The 24,652-nt window shown below is 42.5% G+C and carries 22 protein-coding genes; 1 reads left to right on the top strand and 21 read right to left on the bottom strand.

The annotated features are described in order from the left end of the window. Nucleotides 1-6 precede the first annotated feature (6 nt). From BN1546_RS13025 to BN1546_RS12975, 11 genes are all read right to left on the bottom strand, one after another. A complete protein-coding gene (locus BN1546_RS13025; protein ID WP_058711233.1) occupies nt 7-1,170 on the bottom strand; it encodes a nitric oxide synthase oxygenase in 1,164 nt (387 codons plus the stop codon). Between the two features lie 150 nt (nt 1,171-1,320). Then, the gene (locus BN1546_RS13020) at nt 1,321-1,797 is read right to left on the bottom strand and encodes a Dps family protein (protein ID WP_090737836.1); all 477 of its coding nucleotides are present in this window, start codon (nt 1,795-1,797) and stop codon (nt 1,321-1,323) included. A gap of 372 nt (nt 1,798-2,169) precedes the next feature. Next, nucleotides 2,170-3,891: an adenine deaminase C-terminal domain-containing protein gene (locus BN1546_RS13015; protein WP_090737834.1), complete on the bottom strand. Its 1,722-nt coding sequence runs from the start codon at nt 3,889-3,891 to the stop codon at nt 2,170-2,172. Between the two features lie 28 nt (nt 3,892-3,919). Next, nucleotides 3,920-4,978 (bottom strand): ABC transporter ATP-binding protein, encoded by a 1,059-nt coding sequence (locus BN1546_RS13010; protein ID WP_025676792.1) that lies wholly within the window; start codon nt 4,976-4,978, stop codon nt 3,920-3,922. Nucleotides 4,979-4,994: 16 nt separating this feature from the next. Then, the gene (locus BN1546_RS13005) at nt 4,995-5,783 is read right to left on the bottom strand and encodes an ABC transporter permease (protein WP_013312456.1); all 789 of its coding nucleotides are present in this window, start codon (nt 5,781-5,783) and stop codon (nt 4,995-4,997) included. A gap of 6 nt (nt 5,784-5,789) precedes the next feature. Next, on the bottom strand, nt 5,790-6,611 hold the full coding sequence (locus BN1546_RS13000) for an ABC transporter permease (protein WP_013373568.1): 822 nt from the start codon (nt 6,609-6,611) through the stop codon (nt 5,790-5,792). A gap of 27 nt (nt 6,612-6,638) precedes the next feature. Further along, the gene (locus BN1546_RS12995) at nt 6,639-7,568 is read right to left on the bottom strand and encodes a nucleoside hydrolase (protein WP_090737832.1); all 930 of its coding nucleotides are present in this window, start codon (nt 7,566-7,568) and stop codon (nt 6,639-6,641) included. Further along, entirely contained in the window at nt 7,568-8,641 is a 1,074-nt protein-coding gene (locus tag BN1546_RS12990) for an ABC transporter substrate-binding protein (RefSeq protein ID WP_090737830.1), read from the bottom strand. The genes BN1546_RS12995 and BN1546_RS12990 overlap by 1 nt, the downstream gene beginning before the upstream one ends. Before the next feature lie 175 nt (nt 8,642-8,816). Further along, nucleotides 8,817-9,161, bottom strand: coding sequence for a hypothetical protein (locus BN1546_RS12985; protein WP_013373571.1), 345 nt, complete (start codon nt 9,159-9,161; stop codon nt 8,817-8,819). Between the two features lie 502 nt (nt 9,162-9,663). After that, nucleotides 9,664-9,960 (bottom strand): WXG100 family type VII secretion target, encoded by a 297-nt coding sequence (locus BN1546_RS12980; RefSeq protein ID WP_013373572.1) that lies wholly within the window; start codon nt 9,958-9,960, stop codon nt 9,664-9,666. Nucleotides 9,961-9,999: 39 nt separating this feature from the next. Continuing rightward, nucleotides 10,000-11,457: a lipase family protein gene (locus BN1546_RS12975; RefSeq protein ID WP_040102646.1), complete on the bottom strand. Its 1,458-nt coding sequence runs from the start codon at nt 11,455-11,457 to the stop codon at nt 10,000-10,002. A gap of 79 nt (nt 11,458-11,536) precedes the next feature. Between BN1546_RS12975 and BN1546_RS12970 the strand changes: the two genes are divergently transcribed. Then, a complete protein-coding gene (locus BN1546_RS12970) occupies nt 11,537-11,884 on the top strand; it encodes a hypothetical protein (RefSeq protein ID WP_040102645.1) in 348 nt (115 codons plus the stop codon). 247 nt (nt 11,885-12,131) lie between these two features. Here BN1546_RS12970 and BN1546_RS27320 read toward each other — a convergent pair whose 3' ends face one another. The 10 genes from BN1546_RS27320 to BN1546_RS12925 form a co-directional block, all read right to left on the bottom strand. Further along, nucleotides 12,132-12,278 (bottom strand): hypothetical protein, encoded by a 147-nt coding sequence (locus BN1546_RS27320; protein WP_176702333.1) that lies wholly within the window; start codon nt 12,276-12,278, stop codon nt 12,132-12,134. A gap of 28 nt (nt 12,279-12,306) precedes the next feature. Then, a complete protein-coding gene (locus BN1546_RS12965; RefSeq protein WP_090737828.1) occupies nt 12,307-13,701 on the bottom strand; it encodes a hypothetical protein in 1,395 nt (464 codons plus the stop codon). A 21-nt stretch (nt 13,702-13,722) separates the two neighbouring features. Then, nucleotides 13,723-14,184: a hypothetical protein gene (locus BN1546_RS12960; RefSeq protein ID WP_255305337.1), complete on the bottom strand. Its 462-nt coding sequence runs from the start codon at nt 14,182-14,184 to the stop codon at nt 13,723-13,725. 204 nt (nt 14,185-14,388) lie between these two features. After that, complete coding sequence (locus BN1546_RS12955) at nt 14,389-15,522, bottom strand: hypothetical protein (protein WP_090737826.1); 1,134 nt, start codon at nt 15,520-15,522, stop codon at nt 14,389-14,391. Nucleotides 15,523-15,550: 28 nt separating this feature from the next. Further along, nucleotides 15,551-16,744, bottom strand: a complete 1,194-nt coding sequence (locus BN1546_RS12950; RefSeq protein ID WP_090737824.1) for a hypothetical protein — start codon at nt 16,742-16,744, stop codon at nt 15,551-15,553. Between the two features lie 26 nt (nt 16,745-16,770). Beyond that, nucleotides 16,771-17,961, bottom strand: coding sequence for a hypothetical protein (locus BN1546_RS12945; protein WP_090737822.1), 1,191 nt, complete (start codon nt 17,959-17,961; stop codon nt 16,771-16,773). 24 nt (nt 17,962-17,985) lie between these two features. After that, on the bottom strand, nt 17,986-19,398 hold the full coding sequence (locus tag BN1546_RS12940; protein WP_090737820.1) for an NADase-type glycan-binding domain-containing protein: 1,413 nt from the start codon (nt 19,396-19,398) through the stop codon (nt 17,986-17,988). Between the two features lie 26 nt (nt 19,399-19,424). Continuing rightward, nucleotides 19,425-20,876: an NADase-type glycan-binding domain-containing protein gene (locus tag BN1546_RS12935; protein WP_090737818.1), complete on the bottom strand. Its 1,452-nt coding sequence runs from the start codon at nt 20,874-20,876 to the stop codon at nt 19,425-19,427. Nucleotides 20,877-20,901: 25 nt separating this feature from the next. Then, on the bottom strand, nt 20,902-21,870 hold the full coding sequence (locus BN1546_RS12930; protein WP_090737816.1) for a hypothetical protein: 969 nt from the start codon (nt 21,868-21,870) through the stop codon (nt 20,902-20,904). Continuing rightward, nucleotides 21,845-24,619: an NlpC/P60 family protein gene (locus tag BN1546_RS12925; RefSeq protein ID WP_090737813.1), complete on the bottom strand. Its 2,775-nt coding sequence runs from the start codon at nt 24,617-24,619 to the stop codon at nt 21,845-21,847. The genes BN1546_RS12930 and BN1546_RS12925 overlap by 26 nt, the downstream gene beginning before the upstream one ends. Nucleotides 24,620-24,652 lie beyond the last annotated feature (33 nt).

The raw sequence follows: 24,652 nt of genomic DNA, 5'->3' as shown, positions 1-24,652 counted from the left end.
GTTAGGTTATCCAGAATGAAAAGGACAGCCTTGCGGCTTCTGCGGCAGCGCTGCATCTGTTGTTGGTTTAGCCTGTCTCGTCATATATGGCTTTTCCTGAACTCCGAAATTCGGCTTCACGAGCCGATTATCGTAAGAACTATGAAAAATATGCGTGGTTGCTGGTGACAACGGTGGGATCAGCCACGTCCAATTACCTGTCAGCGCGCGACCAGCCTTGGCTTCCCGTTCCTCAAACAACTTGAATTGTGCTGCTGCGGTATGATGATCGACAATGCTGACCCCCGCTTTTTTAAAAGAATGCAGCACAGCAATGTTCAACTCTACCAGCGCCCGATCACGCCATAGCGTTGTTTCACTCGTCGTATCCAGCCCCATCAGTTTTGCCACCTGTGGCAACATATTATAGCGGAAGGTATCCGCAAAATTACGGGCACCGATTTCTGTCCCCATATACCAGCCGTTAAATGGAGCTGCTGTATAGATGATACCGCCAATCTCCAGCGTCATATCTGAAATCATAGGCACAGCATACCAGCGCAATCCCAGAGAGGCTATATACGAGAGTTCCGGATGCTCAATGGGCACCTCCATCACCAAATGTTCAGGAATATCAAAGAGCTTGGGAGGTTGGCCTCCCGCTTCCACAACTAGCGGCAATATATCAAAAGCAGTCATTGCTCCTTGCCACCCCAAATCCCTACAAGCATTCGTAAAATCCACCGAGATCGGATCCCCGATGACCCCTTGATCCGTTTCATATCCAGCGTAACGAATGAGTTGATGGTTCCAGATACGAATATCCGGCTGGCCCGACTGGGAGGCGCGAAATACAGTAAGCGTAGGCTTAATTTTACCGCCATTCGTCCCTATGCGGATATGCTCCAATAGCTCGTGAACTACTTGCGTCGCATCTGACGCTCCACGTGCATCCCTGACCAAAAGCTTGTCCCAAAACAAGCGACCGATACAGCGATTGCTATTCCGCCAAGCCATAAGTGCCCCGTGTTCCAGCTCTTCGTAAGTATGATCGTACGTTCCAATAGTCTCTATGTCGTGACGAATATCAAGAAGCCGGGCTTCCGCATCATCGCGGCTTCGGCCCAGCTCCTCATAACATGTATATATAAACTGCTCCGCTTCATGCAAAAGCTGTTGTTTCACTTCCACAACCTACACCCCATCCCGGTAGCTCACTTCCTTATGAGCCTATGGTCTTCCATGCCTATTCGTCATTATACTCCAGCGGCAGGCTGGAACCAACGGAATGTATAGCTTGTTCACCTGATCTCCATATCCGTGGAAATCACTCCCGGAAATTTATCCTAAATATGCGGTAAGCATCCAGATATGTTTATCCATTTCTTCTCTCAAGCCATTCAGAAGATCCTCTGTTGCTTTGTCCTGTGCCGCTTCTGCTGCTTCCATACCATTAGCCAATTCAACAGTAATCGTTTTAAAATCAGCTACAACGGCCTTCACCATATCTTCGGCTGTCTGCTCGCCTGCGGACTCCTGAATAGCTGACAGTTGCAAATGCTCCTTCAAGGTCGCAGCAGGACGACCACCAATAGCCAACAAACGTTCAGCAATCGTATCCAGATTAGCTGTTGCTTCATTATAAAGCTCCTCGAATTTAGCATGCAGTGTGAAGAATTTAGGTCCTTTTACATACCAGTGGAAATAATGCAGTTTTGTGTACAACACAGACCAGGTAGCGACCTGACGGTTCAAAGCCTTATGCAATTCTTGAATAGCCTCTTGTGTAGGTGCGTTCGTATGATTTAATGTACTCATGTGTAAAATCCCCTCTCGTTCAAATATAGTTGGTGTAAAGCTTGGATGCTCGTTAGCAGTAGTGTCTGATTTTCTTCAAAATTCCATGCGTCAATCCAATAAATCTTAATCAATTAATTTAGACTTAATCTAAATCCTGTTTTAATTATAACACTGTGACGATGTTTTTCAAGTCCTTATTCGATTTTAATCATGAAGATTACATGAACTAATTGTAAAAGCAAACTCTACATGCAATCGGGTACCCAGAATCAAGACTTGTTTATCTTTTATACATAGGTTACATCAATAGAAGTATAGAAGATGTTAAGTTTGTCTGCTAAAGCATCAAAAAAGAGCCGCCCCGTAAAAGGGTCGACTCTTTTTTTATTCTTACATTACCGAAGGGTTTACAATCAAGGGTACAACTTTGCCTGCGTTTACATCAATCAAGCCGTGATCGGTAATTTTCAAAGCTGGGCTGACTGGCAAAGAATGAGTACTTAAAGACATGATTGGATTGTAATGGCGATAGCCTAGCGACAGTAAGGCTGAACGCAGTTCCTTTACGTGGGCAGCAACCATTTCTAGCGGTCCTTCTGTTAAAATTCCGCCCACCGTTAACGGTAAATGGGACAGCACCTTGCCATTTTCAACTACGCAAAAGCCCCCTTGGCTGGATAGAACCGTATTCGCAGCCAAAATCATATCTTGCTTGTTATGCCCCACGACCAACAAGTTATGGTTATCGTGCGAATAGGTGGTTGCCACGGCCCCGCGTTTAATCGTATCTCCCCCGATCAAACCGTAAGCACGGTTGCCGTTCTTGCCATACCGCTCAAACGTAGCAATGAGTCCATGTTCACCATGTTCCCATACCAGTTCACCCTGCTCTACTTGGGCAGGTGCAATTCGTTCGCTTGTAAAAGTTGATCCATCCTTGACCATCATAATACGGCATTGATGTGTGCCATCAGCTACATCCAACTTCACAGTAAAATCCTGCTCTGTGAGTGGATTGAGCTTTACACTTTGATAAAAGTGGGCAGGGAACTGGCACTTTACCTGTGCCTGATGATATTCCTCAAATTTATCAAATACCTTATGACCGTCCTTATAGACTTGCTCCACATCAAACTGCTCCAGATCCGATAGTAGCACAAAGTCAGCTATTTTCCCTGGCGCAATTGTCCCGCGATCATGCATGCGCATCCGGGCAGCAGGAGTAAACGTAGCTGCATAAATCGCATCCTCAGGCTTCATGCCCATTCCGATCGCTTTACTTACAATATGGTTCAGATGTCCCCGCTCTACGAAAGAATCCGGCATTACATCATCCGTTACGAAGCAAAAATGTTGTGCAACGTCCTCCTGAATGAGATAGTCCATCACCTCAGGGGTCATGGATTTTTCCTGGATCTCAATAAACATCCCGGCTGCCATTCTTGCCTTCATACCTTCAATGCTTTGGTGGGTATGGTCTGAGCCTATTCCTGCATAGATCAACTGATGCAAATCCAGATCGAGCAACTGCGGCGTATGACCTTCAATGATCAGCTCTGGGTAGTGCTCACGAACATGGCGTAAGACGCGGTTCGTCTTGCTCTCCGGATCACGAATGACATCTACATAATTCATAATTTCACCCAGGCAGATCATCTCACCCGTTTGCAACAAAGTATCAATCTCGGGGATGTCAATCTCGCCCCCTGAGGTTTCCAATGGTGTCGCTGGGACAGAGCTAGGAATTCCGTAAAACATATCAGCCACGCAATCTTTGCTGGCCTCCATCATTTCCTGAATACCTTCCAATCCGAAAACATTCGCCATTTCGTGCGGTTCCGGTACAATCGTCGTGACCCCATTGCGAATGAGTCCATAGGAAAAGGTTGCTGGGGTCACCATTGTACTTTCGATATGCAAATGGATATCGATCAGGCCGGGAATCATATATTTCCCGTGCCCCTCCACAATTTCAGCAGCCTCGAAAGATTCCAGACCACGCTGACCGATATACATAAACTTGCCGTCAAGTATAGCAACATTGCCTACCTCGAACGTCTTGTAGTAACTGTTATACACCTTAACTTGTAAAATCATTTTGTCTGCACGCATGATGTATCTCCTTCATTGAACCCGCTGATTATTGGACCAGCACCATTTTGTCTGCCGGAAAATGCAGGGTAACCCGTTGACCACTCAAGTAAGGCGTATCCATTTCCTGATTAGCCGTAAAGTTTCCCTTCGCTGTCTCTACCACATACTGATAGCTGCGCCCTAGGTAAGTACTTACCTTAATGACACCAGAAAGCTCATTTTCTCCTGTCTCGTTGCCTTCTGTTCGAATGACCAAATCATCCGGGCGAATAGCGCCTTGGCGAGCCCCTGGCTGGACTGTGCCCTGATTACGCACTACGCTAAACGAAAGGTCGCCTGTATTCAGTCGAATACGTTCTCCTTCTTCAATGCGCTCGTCAAAGCTTAGAAAATTATTAAACCCAATAAAGCGGGCAACAAATTCGGTCGTCGGATATTTAAAAATGGTCGATGGAGCGTCTAATTGCTCGATGTTCCCCTTATTCATAATCGCAACCTGGTCAGAAATCGAAAAACATTCCTCCTGATCGTGCGATACATACACGGTGGTGATGCCTAGCTCCTGTTGAATACGGCGGATTTCTACGCGCATATTTACACGCAGGTTAGCATCCAGGTTACTCAGAGGTTCATCAAACAGCAGCAGATCAGGTTCAATTACAAGCGCTCGCGCAATCGCGACACGTTGACGCTGCCCGCCTGATAATTCGCCAGGGAAACGTTTTTCGAATCCCCCCAAGCTAACCGTATCCAGCATAGTCATAACGCGTCGTTTCACATCATCTTCTTTTACTTTACGTAACCGCAAACCAAAGGCAACATTATCAAAAACCGACAAGTGCGGGAAAAGCGCATAACTTTGGAATACAAAACCGAAGTTCCGTTTATTCACTGGAACCCGGGTATAATCCTTATCACCAAACAAAAATGTTCCTTGTTTAGCTTCGAGAAATCCTGCAATAAGACGAAGTGTAGTCGTTTTGCCACAACCACTCGGTCCGAGCAACGAGAGCAATTGCCCTCGTTCGAGCTGCAAATCGAAATCCTGCAAGATCAGTTGGTTGTCATAAGCGACCGAAACGCGATCCAGAGTAAGCAGTGCCATAAGGTTGAAGCCTCCATTACCTTTTAGTGAAGTAAGACAATCCCATCAGTCGTTCAATCAAGAACATCAGGATACCCGTTAAAATCATCAGCATAACCGAAATCGCTGCAATCGTCGGATCAAAATAATTTTCGACGTAAGTCAGCATTTGAATAGGCAGGGTGCTGAAGCCCGGTCCTGTCATGAAGACGGAAATGTCGACATTGTTGAATGATTCCAGAAAGGCAATCAGGATAGCCGCAATAATGCCTGAGCGGATGTTGGGTAGAACCACCTTGAAAAAGGTTTCCAGCCGTCCAGCTCCCAAACTAAGCGCTGCTTCCTCAATCGCAAAATCAAAGTTAGACAAGCTGGATGCAATGACTCTAATAATGAACGGCAGCATAATCACCGTATGTCCGATCAAAAGTCCAGCGTATACCGGTAAATGGTACACAATGATCAGATAACGCAGCAGTGTAAATCCAAGCACAATACCTGGTATAAGCAACGGGGAAAGGAACAAGGCATTCAGTGCATCCTTCCCGCGAAACGAAAACCGACTAAGCGCATAAGCGGCTGGCATACCGATTAACAACGCCAAGATATTGCCCAGCAGAGAGACGACAATCGACGTTTTGAACGTGGACATAAACAAATCCACTTCAAAAATATTTTCATACCAGCGCAAGGAAAAGCCTTGCGGAGGAAATTTTAATACCGTGCCCGGCTCGAAAGAAGTGACCGATATGATCAACAGCGGACCGAGCAGAAAGATGAAGACCAGCAGGCTAAAGAAGCCTAGTCCGTAATGTTTCTCCCGCATATCCACCTACCCCTTCGGATTGAGTTTATGGGCCGCCTTATTTAAGAGACCGACCACGATAAATGTAATAGCAATCATAATTGTTGCGATAACAGAGGCTAAAAACCAGTCGTTAAGCGTCATCGCATTTTGGTACAAAAATGTAGCGATAACCCGCTGTTTCCCTCCCAATAGTGCTGGGGTCGTATAAGCTGTCAGGCTGCCTACGAAAACAAGAATGCTTCCAATGATCAGACCCGGAACAGACAGCGGGAATACAATTTTACGAAATGCGCTGAATCTGGAGGCTCCAAGACTCTGAGCAGCATGGACAAGATCACCGTCAATATTTTCAAGCACACCAATCAATGAAATAATCATCAGCGGTAAAAACAAATGGACCAGACCAATAATCATCGCTGCCGGAGTGTACAAAATATTTAGCGGCTCATCCACGAGTCCTAAACTCATTAGCACGTTGTTTAATAACCCCTTGCGACCCAAAATGACCATCCAGCTGAATGACCGCACCACCGGACTCGTCAACAAGGGAAAGATAGCCAGCGCCAGCAAAATCCCTTTACGACGCGGGGCCTTTTGTGAAATATAATAAGCCGTCGGAAAACCGAGCAATACGCATACGAGGGTCGTTACGACACTGACCTCCAGCGTAGTCAGCAATATTTTCAGAAAATAAGGGTCCTTGAAGAAATGGAGATAGCCTTCTAGGGTGAATGAGCTGTTCTGTACGAAGGTCGAACCGATCGTCAACACAATCGGAATGACCATGAACACCGCCAGAAAGAGCAAACCTGGCAGCAGCAGCCAATACAAGTATGTTTTCTTCATGGGTAGCTCCTTGCGGTTATCAAAATGTTATTCCTTGTTCAGCACCTGGATAAACAGTTCCAGAAAAGCTTCACTGTCCACCTGCTCGCACACGTTCATATTGGGACTATGATTGAGACGGTTCTGCACATCTCCTACCGTTTGTCCGTCACATATGCGACTGGAGGTTTCCACGTCCACATATAACAGCGAGGTATCTACTAACCTCGAATTCAATGCCACACCTACGGCAAGCGGGTCATGAAGCGCACACGCTTTTACGCCGTTGCGTTCTTCATAACGCTTGGTATACACGGCCGTGCTTTCAGCTACATAATCACGAATCTCTGGGCGGGTCAGACGAGCAACATGATCCGCAGTCAGCAGTGCCTTGCGTGTTACATCCAGACCAACCTGTATCAATCGACTAAATCCAGCGTGAAATACGATCCGTGCGGCTTCAGGATCAGCGTACATGTTATACTCCGCTACAGGTGTAATATTGCCGCACCCGTGAATAACACCGCCCATAAAAATGACCTCATGAACGTGATCCGTCAGATCGGGACACTTCAGCAACGCCAACGCCAGATTGGTGAGCGGTCCGGTGCAAACCAGCGTTACTTCCCCCGAGTGAGCCATCACGGTCTCAATGATGATATCCGGTGCAAAACCTTCGGATGCAGAGATGGCTGGGACTATTCCACTCAATGCACCTCCGATACCGTCTTCTCCATGAACACGGTGCTCGTGCAGGCCTTTTCGTATTAATGGAGCCTCTGCCCCCCGATAGACCGGAATATCCGGTCTATCCAGCAGGTTGAGGATTTTGCATGTATTCAGTGTTGCTTGTTTAAGTGAAACATTCCCGCATACTGTAGTAATCGCTTGGATATCCAGCTGACCACTTTTGGCCGCAAGTAAAATACCCAACGCATCATCAATGCCTGTATCTACATCTAATATGATCTTTTTCATTATTGTGCAACTTCCCGGTTCCAGCGATCTGTCCATGCCTTGATATGATCGTTAACGAATTTCATATCCAGCTTGGTCAGCTTATTCACTACATCTGCACTGTACGTAATTCCCTCTGTATCCGCACCGGACAATACCACCTGCGTGTTCACCGGAGAATCAACCTTTGCTTTGGCGGATTTTTCTTGAACTTCCTTGCTCAGCTGCCAGTTGATAAACTCCTCAGCCAGCTCCTTCTGGTCAGACCCTTTTACTACATTAACTGTGTTCATTACTGCGTAGGCACCTTCGTTAGGAGCTACGAATTTCGCCCCTGGCACAGCTGCCTGCAAATCTTTGAAGTACATTTCCATAATCGGACCGCCCGCAATTTCCTGCTGGCTAAACATGTTTACGAACTCGGACGTTTTACTATAAAACTTAACAATATTCGGACTCAGTTCCTTCAGCTTCCCAAAGGCTTGGTCTTCATTAAATTCCTTGCTACCCGCTACCTTGGAAGCCGCGTCTACCATCATCGGGCCAGCCGTTGCCGTAATATTCGGCAGAGTCACGTTTCCTTTGAATTCAGTGCCCCACAGGTCGGCCCAGGAGGTCACATCTTTTTTCACCAGCTCTGGATTATAGGCAATACCAAGGCGTCCAACTGTATAAGCAGGGCCATATTCCTCACCCAGTGGTGCTTTGGCAATATCATAAATTTGGTTCAAGTTTGGCACTTTACTGCGATCCAACTTCTCGAATAGCCCCTGTTGAATTCCCTGTTGGGCATAATAATCAGACAGATAAATCAGATCGACATCAGTGCTGCCTTGACTGATTTTGTTCAATCGTTCCGCATTATTTCCGATTTCTACAACAATATCAACGTTATGTTCCTTTTCAAAAGGCTCGTACACTTCTTTATTAAAAAAGTCCTCGGAGAAGCCCCATGTGGAAATAACTAGTTTCTTTTTCCCATCAGCTGAGCCATCTTTGCCATCTGTCTGACCACTAGTAGCATTGCTGCCGCAACCTGCCAGTACCACAGATGCCAAGGTCACAGCCATAAATCCTTTAAACCACTTTTTCATATGAAACTCCCCCTGTTTTTTTATTCTGCACACCTTATGACACAAAAAAGAAAAGTACTCTTGTAAAACAAGAATACTTTTCTTCGTAAACAAAGAATAAGTTGATCCCGCTGCGCGTTATAACAGGTTCTCCCCTCAGATAGATCCGAAGCGAAAAGCCGAATATCCAATTTTATTAGGACTCTTTCAGTATGATGTTCGTAATGGCCCACTGCGTTGCTGAATCATAGTCGCGCAGTAGAGCTTCTATATCGAGCTCCATATCCTCAATCAGCTTCTCGCGAAGTCTCTTCTTATACAGCATGGACATTCGGAAATCCACTTCCAGCTTCAAGCCGGGGGCTTCCACTTCCAATGCCGCCGAGCGTGGAGAACGCCGGTGCTTCGCTACAAAGGTAACAATGTTGTTCTCAACGGTGGCCCGCAACAGCGTGGTCCCGAAGCCGAACAGTTCCTTTGAAACTTCATTGTAAATCTGGCACATCCGCTTTTTGCTTTCGTTACTGTCGAGCAGCGTCATGAACCCACCCTCATCAGCATATTACGTACAATCAATCTTTTAACACGATAGATTATACATAAATATACGCTAAATAGCAAACAAAAATCCCTGATTCAATAACGTATATCGCGAAAAAGCGAACAATATGTCGAAGTTTGTAGCTTTGCGACATTTTTATACTTACTGATCTCAAAAATCTCGGTTTAGATCCATCCTACCAAAGGGCCGATAACAACGAAAGGAAACAATTTACTATTTCCATTGATCAGATGAAACTTCATTAACTGTAGCTCGTACAACAATGCTCCAACATAACAGCAACCTTAAGATGCAGACTTCAAGATTACTATCGCCGCATTCCGTGAGATATTTTTTCCTTCTACTATATATGTAGTATATATGTAGTTTTTATGTACACACAATTAAACCGTACCCCGCAGAAGTCTCCTAGCGATAGTACGGTTCTTGTAAGTTATGTAGCTGGCCACAACAGCATAAAGTTAGCTATGATATACGCCTGTCACCATTGTGCTGCTCGTTTACGCTTTTCTTCCCGTCGATCAGCTTCTTCCATTTTGCGAATATAACGTTTCAACTGCTCTTTATGCTCATCCAACTCGTGGATCCGTAATGTGGTTCCTTGGAGAAACGCCTCCATTTTGCGTGTTAATTCAGCAGCCGATTCGCCTCGCCAGTCTTGGAGACGACTATATATATTTTTCATCTGCTGCTCCTGATGCTGAAGTCTTTGCCTTAGCTGCTCGCACTGCTGTACAGCTCTCCGCAGATCCCCCAGGCTCAAAGATATTCTACTCATCTCTTTCGCCTCCCGTTGTGGTCTTCCAGCTGCTCTTTCTTATTGATCCACCATCGTAAATTCCTGGCCCTTACGATCGATATACTCTGCTATCTCTGTGATCGACTCCTGATACCAGCGATTAATTCGATCCAGTGTCGCCGTAGCACTATGCGCAAGCGGGGTCAAAGACTGGCTTTCACTTGTCCCGATATGAGCCTGAAATAACTGAATGGACGCACGGGTATCACTGGAAAATCCATGTAAGCTAGAACGCATCTGATTTGCCGCATGCTTTAGCTCTTCGGGTGTTAATTGAATTGTGCCCCCATTTTTGTTGCCTACAAAATAAGCTCCACCATTAGCGCGGTCATTTTGGCCTGCTCCCATCAAATTCACACCCAGTGCATTAGCAGCAAACTGCCCGAAGGCACCTAATTGTCCCCCGTAGCGTTCGACCAAATCGCCCATGACTTGCTTAAGCTCTGCCTGTGCGGCCAGCATTTGCTCGTACGCCTGCACCCGCGGATTACCTTCTACCAATTGTCCGTCCATAGTGTACAGCGGATTGCTGATATTGCCGTTCTCATCAAATGTGAAATGCTCCATGCTATGCGTTGCTTCTCCAAATACTGAATTATAGAACTTCGTAATCGGATCTTGCTGCATCATAGGCAACGTAATTGGGACATAGACAATGGGAGACCATTTGGGTCCCAAAAAAAAGTCAGCCCACTTATTTTCCCTTTTGACTGGTAATGAAACAGGAACAGTGATTTTGGCTTCATTAGCTGTCTTATAATCATTGTCTATAAAGTAGGTTGCACCCACATGTGGCTGTGCATCATTAACTCCCGAACCAATAGTATCTTTCGGATTGACATAAGCGACATTCGTCTTTCGAAAGTCGCCATTTTCCACCTTCTTTTGAAGATCATCCGGTAATAGATGTACAATGCTTGGTGGATTATAACTGACGGATGACAGTCCGTTCCGCACCGCCACATATTCTGCCTCCGCTCCTCCCAGAGAATGGCCTGTGGTCGTTATTTCAGCAGAGGGATACTCTTTTTTTACAACATCATATAGATTTTGAGCTTGTGTAAATTGATTATTCTGATACTTTTCCTCATATTGAAGAAATGCAGTTTGCACTTGTGGCGGGAGTTTGGCCACCTCTTCCTTATTATTTTCATAATATTGATGGACTTCTTCCAACGTTTTCGCGCGTCCTCCGACGACATCGCTAAAATCCGTTCCCCAGTCCATCGCCACGCTCCACTTGGGCCGATCCGGAGGTTCTGTACCTCTATAACCGATGATCACCTGATTGGTTTTTTCGTTATGGAATACGGTCGCATCGAATCCCGAACCGTTCGTGTCATGCAGCATAGCTCCTTCGGGTTCAACAATCTTCCAATCAGGGAGGATTCTGCTTTTAGAATCTTTAGCAGTCAACTCCCGGTCATAAACTCTATCTGCAATGGTCCAATATGTTTTGTCGTTAATGTAGGTCAAGTTATTCCCACCTTGTCTATTGTGTAAATATATTATAGAGTTATGAAAAAGGTGATTACCAGAAAAGGAGAATTGTAACTTGAACAGAAAAATCCCACTGATTCTGGCACTTATTTTAATTGTTATGTATTTAGGAGGTTGTTCCAGCTTGTCCGACAAAGAGAAGAAAGAATTAGTAGACGTCGCTACTCCCATCGGCGTGGAGTTTATTAAAGAACACTATAATGCCGATTTTATACTAAAGGATTATACTGTGGATGATCCTGCTGTCCACTCAAGAATATATCTGTATGGGTACATTAAAGGTCACGAAGACAGCAAGATTACCATTTATTACAGTTATAAAACCAAAGAAGTAATCGACGTCTCTGGGCCAGATTGGTTTATCGACAGCGAAGTTCCCAAATACAAGACCCCTTCTTCCTGAGAAGGGCTATTATAAATTCCACCGTCTAATTTTTCCCAAATTAAGAAGTAGTATAATTATAGTGCATCCTATTTACGAGCGATATAGCCGAGAGGAAAAATAAGTATAAAGTCATTGGATTCAGCATTTTTGGTCATAGTACATAGCTTAGGCGGAATAGGTCTTTGTAACTGTATGTTAGGAGAAAATTGCATAGATGAACAAATAAGGCTCCTTAGGAGCCTTATTCTCTCGTTGCCTGACACATTTACCGTTTTTCACTTTGGGTGCGAGGCTGATTTATATGAATAAAAGGATATTCGCCTTTGCTTATTTTATGTTTCCATTCTTGGACCATATCTTCCTGGGTCGGCGGTTTCTCATTCACGACTGCTCCTGTAGTTACTTTAGCCATGCTTTTCCCCTCTCTTAGGTTGTTGTATTTACTGCGTCTTTATCTTTTCTCCAGTCATTTTAATGTTTCCGTCCATTTCAACCAAACTCGTTTTACATTTTAAACCGATAGCATCTTTGGCTGTGACTTGTATTGTGTTACCCGCATTGAGTACTAGGTTTCCATCAGCCTTAACACGGATGTCCTTTTTACTCCGCAATTCGATGCCGTGGTCATCTAGCAGTCGAATCACCACCTCATCGTCGTTCCCCGTAATTAAAATTTCATTTTTCTCAAAAATAATAGCTTTGCGGTACTTGGTCATAAAGATCTTCGTGGACGGGTCCTTAATAAAGTCGCCCCCTTTGGATCTCTTGCGGATTGAATGAGTTACAATGGCGTCCTTTTCCTTAGCGGTCGGGAAGTAAATGTCTACAAAGTCAAACAGCTCCGGCATGCAGTACCATCCTGTATTCCCTTCCGATGTATAAAATGTAGCCGTTGGGAAAGCGTAGGTTTCCTTGACATTCGGCTTGACCTTATCCATTTCATAAAAGAAAACCTTCACGTGGTCCTGCTCAATTCCAATAACCTTCGATTTTAACGAGATACCACGAATGCTTTCATTTACAATCAAATCCTGCTTCATTCCATCTGCTGTAGTCAGCACATATTCATGCCACAAAGCACTATGTCGTATAAACGCAACAGACTGCAGGACGTACAAAGCTTTCCCTTTAAATTTAACCTCAGCCCCAATTTGTAGCAGGACATCTTTGGCCCCTGTCGTCTGCACTTTATAATACAAAAGGTTGTTGTCCTTGCCGGCCCCTGGTTTGGTTTTTCTGGTCATGGAGTAGTTATACTGCCTGAGGTCACCCTGATTGACACCATCCGGTAATCCAAAATAAAACTGAGGTTTTTCACCAATCGGATCAGGTATTAGTCCCCAACCGAGCCGAGACGCTATACGTTTCAGAAACAACCAGTCCGTCTCATCAAATTGCATCGTAAATTCCTGTAAAAGTTGATCCTTCAACCGACTCGTACAATTGGCTTTGGGATAGGATTTGAGCACGTGTTCAAGCAATGCTTGCAGCTTCATCTTTACATTTTGAAAAGATTGTCTATGAGGTATTTCATCCATCTGGCTTGTATAAGAAAGAGCTTCGACAACCAAATGAGCTACATTGGATACCATCTTGATTCTGTACTGCGTGACTGGCCCTCGAAATAGCACACTCTGTTTATGACCGTCATTCATATAAGAAACAACTAACTTCGCCCCTGCTTCCATATGATCTGTATATTCTTCCATTTGAGCACCCGTTAATACACCTGTCAAAAAGACCTTCACATGCTCATTCATTTTCTGTACAACTTTAATTTTTGGATTTTTAAGAGATAAAACTGTTCCATTATACTTGATGATTGGATATCCCATGTTACCGCTCCTCTATGTCGGTTAGTTTACGTTTATCCGTTGTTTGCTTACGTATTGAATGACATCTTTAATGGTTCGATTATGTCCCTGATCGTTAAGAGTCTCATCTAATGCAGGGATTGTGGTAAAAGTTTTATTTTTTTTCTGAAAATAAATGTCCGCTATAGGGAATTCATCAATTCTACCAGGTCCATGAATCCCGTTGTCAACATCGGCAATGATGATAACATCCTTCAATCCATCCTTATTCACATCCTTGAAGGCCACTGCTTCTACTCCTCCGTAACGTGCAACCCACTCACGGTTCCCATAGAAGTCGGGGAATGGATACAGAATATGTCCTTGATCATCTAATAGAAAGAAAAAGAATTTGCGGAGACCTTCCGGATACCCATATGTGGATACAAACCGTACTTTCCCAAAGCCTTCGAGAGTAGTTTGAAAAGACTGCGACTCTTCAATTTCATATTGGTCGGTATCCAATTTTTCACCGCCAACTGTGGAAACAGATTGATCCTCAACAGAACTTAGCTCACTCCATAGTTCCTCATTCTGCCTGATATTCTCTGGAATTTGTGCAATCCTGTCCCTTCATGCACCCATTCAGCACCACACAGGAAATGAGTAGTAACAGAACGCAACAAGTTCGGCAGTACTTCAAGTAATTCATGCTGGATATCACACTTTCTACAATTTATCGTTCATTTCTATACTCTTAATCGTCCACTTGCCTGATTGCTTTTCTAATGTAAATAGAATTTCCTTTTTCGCTCTTTCTTCTAATGAATCATCTTTTACCAAAAATATTTTTCGGTTATCATCGCTACTAACCTCATTAATACTCAGTTCCAACACCGGGTAAGATAAATATGCTAAACCAGATAAATCGATAGCATCCTCAAAATCATATGTTTGCTTTGCTACCGGATCAATGAGTTGGTCCATTTCAGGAAAAGGTATATCAAACCACTTCATAAGATAATCAACTTCCAAGTAATTCAGTATCACATCCTTAGGATTGCTTGGATATACAAACTTTTTACTTTTGTTTGTATACAAAATCTCCTTTTTTTCCGGTCCTTTTCCATCATATTTTTGATAGACCATGATCGTATGCTCCTGAGTATCGCTAAATTCATAATAATCTACACTTTCAAATATACCGTCATGATCGGTATCTTTTAACGTTCGAATTCCTTGTCCAGTAGCATTAGGAAAATCAGAATTTATGCTCTTTATATGATTATTCTCCAAAGTATATATGGAGAATCCTTCTGAGTAAGCCCCTCCGTCGCCTATAGAGTATACAACGATAAATTTTTGATCTGTTTGATCCAGTTTCATGATTTTCACATCAGTATTTAGATGCACAACTATAACGGGGTCCTCTAGTTTATCAATGATGTGATAGCCATGTTCCTCCTCCCCGACTACAAATATATTGTAAATCTCTTCTTTTTCTAATCCAAAAGCAAGCACGTACTCCGGCTTTCCATCAAAGTCCAAATCTTCTTTTAACATTTTCTGAAGCTGCTCATTTGGGGGTTGGATTTCCTTTATAAACTGATCTAATGTGTTAAAATCTGCGACGTAATTTTCATTTCTTTTATTTTTCGGATATACATTATTGCGATTTCGATCTTGTTTTTGAGCAGCAGACTTTGGCTCAGTCACAACTTTTTGCCCTATCACTTGAGTGCTAGGTTTGGTGGGGTCAACTGCCTGCTGCTTCTCATTCGTAGATTTTTCGGAACATCCATTTAGTAGCAGGGCGATTAACATGATTAAAAGTAGTATTATATCTTGTTTTATAAAGTTCATTTCAAAAAAAGCTCCCTTTTCGCATTGCCTATTGCACGTTTATCCGTTGTTTGCTTACGTATTGAATGACATTTTGAAGTGTTCGGTTATGTCCAGTTTGATTGATACTCTTATCCAATTCAGGCAGGGTAGTGTATGTGTTATCTTTTTTCTGAAAGTAAACCCCTGCGACAGGGAGTGTCTCTATTCCGTGTGCATTAACTCCGGTGATATAATCAGCAATAATAACAATATCCGTACGTCCATCCTGATTCAAATCCTTAAAACTTACTGCTTTGATTCTATCAATCATTTTACCGTTGTTACCATAAAATTCGGGGAATTCGTACAGGATCTTGTTTTCCACATTTTTGTCACTGTTAACTTCCAAAAAAAACTTTGCTTGAATCAGATCATTCGTATCCTCATCTTTTAAAGTGGATATAAACTTTACTTCTCCCCATCCATTAAGAGTGGTGGTAAATGATTGTTCTCTCTGAATAGTATATGGTTCTAGATCAGGGTCGGGCTGAGCATCTTCTTCTACATAATCAGCACTACGTTGCTGCTTTACGGATTTCTCCATGTTATATTCAATAAAAATATTATTTACTTTCTCTGTTTTAGTATCCCAATTAATACTCAAATGTTGGCCATCTTTGGAGTAAACCAAATTACCATTTTTCACAATACTTGGTTGTCCGTAAAGTTGTAGTACTTTGCCGAGTGTATCACCGATTCTCAATCCTCTTTTAGTTTCAAACTTGGGATTTTCCAAGCTCACGGCTACTAGATAGCTTTCACCATCAACCGGTTCCTCCCCTTCAAATTCGATCTTAGATAGAACTACAAATCGAATTTCTGAATCTTCATAGTTAGGATAAGATAAGTTCCATCTTCTGTAGGTTCCATTCCCACTAATATATCCTCGATTGAAGCTATCGTATCCCTCACTGTAACCCCACTTATGGATAAGTTCTTTAATATCCGTATTCTTATCAATCTTATGTGATCGATATGAGACTTCAAAGTCGTCGTCCTGAAGGGACTTTGGATCGGCAGATACAACATTTTTGGCTTTGTCTGTTCTTTTCTCTGGATAGTAGCTAGTGCTTTCTTGCTTTGCTTTAGCAGTAGCTGTTTTCCCATTGTTATAAGTATTGATGTCTGAAAGACTGCATGCGGTTACTCCTAAAGCCAAAAAAATCAATATAATAAAATAACCGTAACTTGGCTTGTACACTTCGTTTCCTCTTTTCGAATTTCAACTTATCGTTCCCCCGTTACCGTCCACTCTCCATTTCCATGACCCCCACTATCTTGGGCATTTTGAAGTGCTTTGAAGGTAATAGCAGGAAGTTTTATACCTTCTGCGCTAGCAATATTTTGAGCTGTGCTTTTACTCATACTTGATAGATATAAGTCATAATTATCGGCCTCTTTATTACTTAGTTTGTTATAAATGGATCTTACATCCTCTCCCCATGTACCGTGACCGGCATACGGCCCATAATCTACTCTTTTCGAGTTCATTCTTACAATCGGTGTTTTCCAACTGCAGTATTGGTATATATCACCTTTACCTTTAATCCCCTCCAAATTGTTGTTTTTAACTACAACTCGTCTAAATTCCTCACCATAGTAAATATATCCCAATACTTTGCCAAATATTAAATTATGTGCCTTCACCAAATCCTTTGCATAATTAGTCTCGACACCATGCTGGCCATCGGCTGCTCGATTTGTACTACTCGTATTGAAGCTTCCCGTCCCTTCCTGAATAATAATAGCTAACAAAAGACGTGGGTCAATCTGAATATGATACGTTTCTTGTATGCTTTTTGTAGCTTCCCACAAACTGTGCAGCTTTTCCTGATTCCATTTCTGCCTAGTAAATTTTTTTGAACTCTTTTTGAAATATTTCTCAGCTTTAGAACTGCCGTTATACTGGAATTCAGCAGGTATCCATTTTCCAGCCGGAGTCTTTACATTCGTTTTTGTAGCTTCATCTTTCGATTCGGTGGTAACGGGTACTTCCGGTGGTGCTTTAGTACTTGTATCGATCAAACCTAGCTTCTCACGAATAGCTCGTCCCGCCTCCTCAGCAGCCAGCCTTTCCCTGATATCTCCGCTTGCCTCCGCAGTCATCCAACGAATGGTTTCTTTTTGCATCTGCTCTTGAGCCCATTTGGGGAACGTAGCCATTTCACGTAATTTGCTTCGCAGCCCCTCTGCCAACTTTTGCGCTTTACGCATACCAACCTTGTCACCATTGGCTTGAGCAATATACCAATCTTCTTTGTATTTACGCATCCAGGTTTGGGCCCAGTCGGGGTAATTTAGTTTTTGTTTTTTCTGTTCTGCTGCAAGATCAAATGCCTGTGCTTTCCTGTGTGCATTAGCAGTTGTTAAAGCTTTCAACATAGGAGTTGCACCAAACGTCGGCTCTTTCCATTTCATATGTCTTCTCCTTTTTTACGAATACTAAAAGAATCGTATCTCTGACATACAGGTATCGTGATATTTGCTTCCTCGCTCTACGGCCTCAATCGTTATTTTCACGAAAGAGGTATGAATGGGGTTATCAAGAAATTGGTTGCTTATAAAATCATTATCTATCATCATGGTCTGCCCGTTTGAAAACTCCAGCTTCATTCGTTTAACTCTATTATTTGCTTGGAAATCCTTGGATGACTTGGCTAAACCATTAATAAGTTCAAACCCCTTTAGTTCTTGCATAGAGCCGAAATCAATTTTGATCCACTCCCCGATCCCGTCTCCTTTAACGCCTTCACACCAGGCTGTACTCGCATCTCCATCCATGATGTTACGGGCAGCATAGGAGTTCCCTGCCTGATCTGGAAGCGTAGATGAAGCAACAATTTTCTGTGCCGGAATGCTTTTCCGATATTTCATCAAATCCATTGTAGTTTGTATCCATTGTGTAGGGGACACGTTATAGCCTATCCTGTGGAACACATTGGAGTATTCTATAGGCAGATCTGTTTGGATGTCTCGTTGTTGCATTTCACCCTTCGAGTTCAAATAAGCAACCCTGTGGTTATCCGAAGTTATAACAGGAGAGTTTGTGGCTTTCATTAATAACCTCTTCTCTCCTGTTCTGATATTGAGCAAATACGTCTTATCAAGATCGTAAGAAGAGAGCAGTAGACTATCGTTATAAAGCCACTGTTCAATCTGTATCCCCTCTATCCCTAGCTTTATTTGTTGAATTTGCTTTTTCTTAGACAATTCATAAATCAATACATTATGTTTACGATCTACAAGGGCAAATTGGCTACCTTCAGGTGAAAATACTGGAAGTTGGAGATAGTGACCATCATTTAAACGCCCCAATGCTTCAGTTTTCTGCCCTCGGTTCATATAATAAAAAATGGCATCATCATCTGTGTAAACACATTTGCGTAAGTCAGGAGACATAATAGCGTAGTCCCTATTCGGTACCTTAAATTCATATAATTTCTTTGTGGTAGATAGATCAAAGATTTTGATCACTAAATAATTCAATTCGGTTGACTCTCTACATAAGGCAATACGCCTGCCATCATCCGAGAACCTATCCAGATACAACTCAGATTCAGGATACGCTTCACCTTCACTTGCATGTAATTTACCTATAATCTCGTACAAATCAATATAGGTATTGCCTGTAGGATCATCCATATCAGCGAGATAATCCATAGGCATGTTTCCATTTTCCGCTTCAAAAAGCAACCAATTTACAGCACTTTTTGCTGGAGAAAGTTTCTTGGGCTGAGAGACAGCAGCATGAGTTTCATTCCGCTCCCGCGCTTTTTGGCCGTCATTCGATTGTATACACCCGCCTAGTATAGAAAAGATCAAGACGAGCAACGCAATTTTATTTATCTGCATCATACATTTTCCTCATTTTCTACAATTCATCACAATAACTTCAGCTCACCTATACATGTATTTGGGAAGTCCGCGCCTTTTTTCACTTCCAGGATGCTAATCTTAACGAAAGAAGTTCGTATAGGTTCATTGAACTTAAAACGTGTGTCATTGTTCTCAAGCACTGTAGATTGTCCATCCGAGAAATCAAGTTTCATCCTCTGGATGGTATTCATGTCTATATACTTATTGTTAACCCACATAATTCCATTAATCATCTCTATACCTCTGACCTCTTGAACTGAACCCAAATCTATAGTTAGCGTTTCCCCTACTCCGCCTCCCTTCGTTCCTTCACACCAAGGGGTCAAATTATTATCGTCCGTTAAATTGTTCACGCTAAAAGAATAATTACTCCGATCAGAAAGTGTGGAAGAGGCCGTAATTTTTTTCACTTTGACCTTGTTGGCAAACTTCATATAATTGATTTTTGTATCGATCCATTGTATTGGAACAGTAAGTACTCCCTGATTCTCGGTAAAAGAGGATATATCTTCTTTTCTTCCATCGCTCACATGAACCAGATACATTTTTGGAGCTTCGTATTCTGCCGATAGCACTAACTTTTGGTCAGGGGATAGTATAAATGGTTCAGAGCATTTAGTTATCCACCTTTTTTCTCCGCTCTCTATATCCAGTGAATAAACATCTTGTGTATAATTTTCGTCCTCTTCTGAAACTTCATAAATCAATTTATCGTCCTGATCCCATCGCAAAAGCGAAGCCTTAGTATCTACAAGTAAACGTTTTGCTCCACTAATACCAGATAGATTTATCATAATGATGCCTGGTTGGTCATATTCCTCAAAACAGAATCTAGTGCCATCTGGAGAAAATAATCCTGAGCTAATCATACTTAAATCTAGTTTATTGCTCCCAAGGTTTAGTTTTGTCGTTTGCATTTTTAGTACATCATATAAATACACTTGCCCATTCAGCTCATAAAGATATTTACTTAAATCAGGGGAGGCTATAGGGCAAGACGTTGGAGGCAATTCAAACTCGGACTCCTTTCTTCCTGAGTTCAGATCATATACCTCAAGAATGTGGTTTTGATCCCCTTCTTCCACATCAGAGATTGTCCTTACGACCGCCATTCGACTCCCATCACTAGACACCCTACTGACAGTTACTTGGGAGCCGCGATATTTTATTCGTTCTTCCTTAGTTTGCATAGCATCTACCAAATCATCGATTCGTATATAGGTCTTTCCTGTAGGATCATCTAAATTGGTCAAAAATTGAGTAGGTTCCGGATCTTCTTCCCCATTTAAAAGCCACCGTGCTTCTTTTTCAGTAACATTTCTATTATCTTGTGTTACCCTGTGTGATGATATTTCTTGGGGGTGAGGAGACGGGACAGCTTCCTCTTCTTTAAAACCACTACATGCCGATATAATGGCTACAAAAGTAATAACCAGTATGATTTTTATAAAATTCACTTTCTCACCACTTCCCCATCCGTTCTCAATAAAGCCTACCCATTAATCGAGTTAGTGCTATTTCCTCTTGAGAAAACAGCTTGGAATTAATACGAAGGACTATCGTCTCAGGTAATGATGTATCTGTATCTTCAAGAACAATCAAGTGCCACCTATGATCAGGCATGAGATTAGTATCATTTACTTGCCGATTATGCTGCAATACTGTCGATTGTAATTCTTGGTTTAATACAACCATCATCTTATCTCTTGTATCGTTAGTATCAAAATTTATTGAAGTAATACTAGCGTCTTCATATACTCCAAAATAATCTTTAACATAAAGATCTAAAACGTATTTCTTGTATTTATCGCCTAAAGTTTGAAGCAGATCTGCTTCATTCTCATCCCCTCTAATACTGTTTAATACTTTTTTATATCGAGAGTCACTTTCATCAATTGGTCTCACTAGTACCAAAAATCTTAAGCCACCAAGGACAGAAGTATCTGCATAAATTGGTAAAGGAGATTTAAACTTTTTTTTAATCTTTAATAATTCTCTATCTATTTCATCATTCGTGCTCTCATCTGTTTGATAGGTTTGCTTAATATAAGTACCCTTAAGATAGGTCAAGATTAGGTTGTAGTCAGATTCATCCTTTGTAGTTTCTTGTACAAGCCGTTTAAATTCTTTTATCTCTTTTTCCATCGAAGGAACAATATATTTGTATTGCAATTCATAAAATTGTTTAAGTGTCTTAGGCTTAGGATGTTTATTACTAGAATCATTTTTACTTTTCAACTTCAACTCCTGCTCATTTACAAGACTAGGCCTAGGCTTTGCTTGCACATTTTTCTCTGTACTCTCTGATTGTTGGGAAACATGCCCCTTCTCAAATGACTCCAAACTTGTGCAACCTGTTAACGACCATACCAGAATAAACACAACAATAGATATTTTTGTGATATTCAAATCACTACCTACTTTCTTATTTATAATTGATTGAGCCATCATCTTGTATAATACGCCTAACTGCTATTACGTTCTTATATATAAGACCGTAAGACCCCTTCCAATCTTTGCTCAATTTATCTATTGTTACATTGTGAGATGGCTTGTTATCCTTCTTCATTTGGTTACGAGTCTGTGCACGACCATGCTCGTGAATGAACTCTCCATCTCCAATATATATTCCCACATGGTCTGGTATAAATTCGGTTTCTCCCCTATTCCCCCAATCAAATAAGATCAAGTCACCTAATTTGAGGTTCTTATAGTCCCCGCTTTTTCGTAAATTCTCGTGACTCACTTTCGTCCCCCGATGGATTTGATCCCTTGTAGTACCGCCTATATGCACATTTAATATGGTCAAGTACACTGAGGAACTAAAATCAGAGCAGTCCATATACTCAGGAGGGTTGTTGGGATCAAGCTTCATCGTTCTAATTTTAGAATCCATACAGTAAGGGATTCTACCTAAAAACTTCTTGGCGAATTCTACAATGGCTTTCCTTTTCTGCTCAGCAGAACTATCGGATGGTGTGGGCTTTATTTCCTCATTTGCTTTGTCCTTCGCCAGCTTTTCAGGAGTAGTCGGTGGCTTCTTGCCCGGTTCCGTTTTCGTTGTTGTCGTTGTTGGAACTATTGGCGTTGCAGCCTTATTAACCTTAGGCCATGGAAGAATCCCATTGGCTACTTGATGCAGGTATACGGCCAGCACATCACGACCATATCCCTTATTTTCCAGCCCATATTTTTTCGCAAAATCATGCAAAGCGGCATTAAGCTCCTTATCCCAATCGCCTGTAGTTGGTAGCTTGTACGAGAAGCTGTCTGGATACTTCTTGGCAAGCTTGTTCAAATTCTCTCTGGCAAGCTGACTGTTCACCCCGTACTTACTCCGCAGGGCCGCCGCTTCCTTAGCCATAGCCTTTTGATCGGCAACAGTCAGCTTGTTAGCCGCATCGGCGTATTGCCCGGAAAGCTCCTCCAGCCGATTCGCATCCAGATAGGATTTGTCTGAATGCCCACGAATCAGCTCGTTGATTAGCACGTTGTCACGCAGTTGGTTGGCGAGAAGATGCATCTGCTTTTGCTTGGCTTTATCGTTGGCGCCATGTGCTTCCCACCACTGGGACGTGTATTCGTGCATTTGCGCTCTGGCCCAGGCAGGCATACGATCTATTTCTGCCACCTGTTGGCGCAATTGCTTGGCTTTGGTTGCTGCTTCCTTGGCTCCCTTTTTATCCCCTGCTGCCACGGCTTTGTAGTAGTCCGTTTTATATTGCAAAAGCAAATTCTGCACCCATTGCGGATACCCTTTTCCCTTCAATTCTTGAACCAGGGATTTATAGGCTTTCAGTTCGGCATCAGGCACCTGACTTTTCATGAACTTACTAGCCTTGATATGAAGTGTTCCATCGGTTCGGATATAGCTGGTTTTGCAAGTTAGAGATATTTCGTGCGTAGCGTTCATTTGTACTTTTTTGCCGTGCAGCACCAGGTCTGTATCTGCGTGAAAGGTGAGATCATGGTGACTATACACGTGAATACCGGATGCAGGGTTTAAGCGTACAAGTATTTTTTCTTTCTGGGTGGAGAGGGCTAATTCCTTATCATCGAATCTCGCCACTTTTTGTGTTTTGGTATGAAACAGCTTTCTTGACGGCTGGCTGATTTCATCTCCTTTGTAGTCTCTCTTACGTAGGGATTGAACTACACGGGCTTCCTTTTCATTGTTGGATGGAAAATACAAATGGACATGATCCCCCAACTCAGGCATACAATGCCAACCGATCCCATCACCGGTATACATGGTGGGATAAGAAAACCAGCACCCTTCGACTTTGGACTGCATAGAATCCACGGACAAGTGAAGTTTAACGGATTCGTTTTCACTATTTAAATCAATAACTTTCCCTTCAATAGAGGTACCTTTAATAAACTGATTATGTATAACCTCCCTCGGATTACCCTCTTCAGGAACGAGAACATAGTCATAGGTCATAATACCTTGCTTCATCTCTGCATGAACCTGATCAATAATCCAATGCTTTCGTCGAAACGAGACCACATCTCCAAGTTCAAAACGTTTCGTATCCTCCACTTCAGCATATGTATACCGGGGGCCTGACTTTGTTTTTTGGAGGGAAAAGTTAATGCTGCGTAGTTCACCTTTCACCTGTTCTTTCGAGGTACCTAACCATAATCTCGGGAACACGGATGTAATCTCGGCAATCAATCCGGAGTGTAGATGAGAGGCCATTCTTTTCAGAAACTCCCAATCACTCTCCCCATACTGAATAGTAAAGCCGCCGAGCTTTTGATCGCTGTCTGTCAGGTCAATAAAATCGCCATGTGGATAGGTATCTATAAGTTCCCGAAACAATTGATAATACGTCAAGTTCCCGTTTTGAAAAGAACGATTTTTCCGTTGTCGATCCAGTATATATGTGAAAGAGGCAGCCTCTATGTACATGTGATATACACCATTTTTGAATCCAATGCTAATATTGGTGACGATTCCTTTAAAGATGCTTACTGTGCCTCGATCTTCATCCATCTCGTATACCTCTAGCACATCTTCATCATGCGCTAAACCATCATACTTAGCATGGTCCTCATCCGGTATGAGAGCAGTGATGTACACTTTGCCGTGCTCATTTACCTTCTGTGTCAATTGAATATCCAGCAGCCGGACGATTTCATACGGTGCATTTACTCTAATATTTCCATAAGTCAGCACAGTTCCAGCCAGTCCCATCTTCTTCCCCCCATTTGTCTTAACATGTGATGT

The organism is Paenibacillus sp. Mc5Re-14, assembly GCF_001049835.1.
GTDB classification, from domain to species: Bacteria; Bacillota; Bacilli; order Paenibacillales; family Paenibacillaceae; genus Paenibacillus; species Paenibacillus polymyxa_C.
This window is presented reverse-complemented; position numbering and strand designations above follow the sequence as displayed.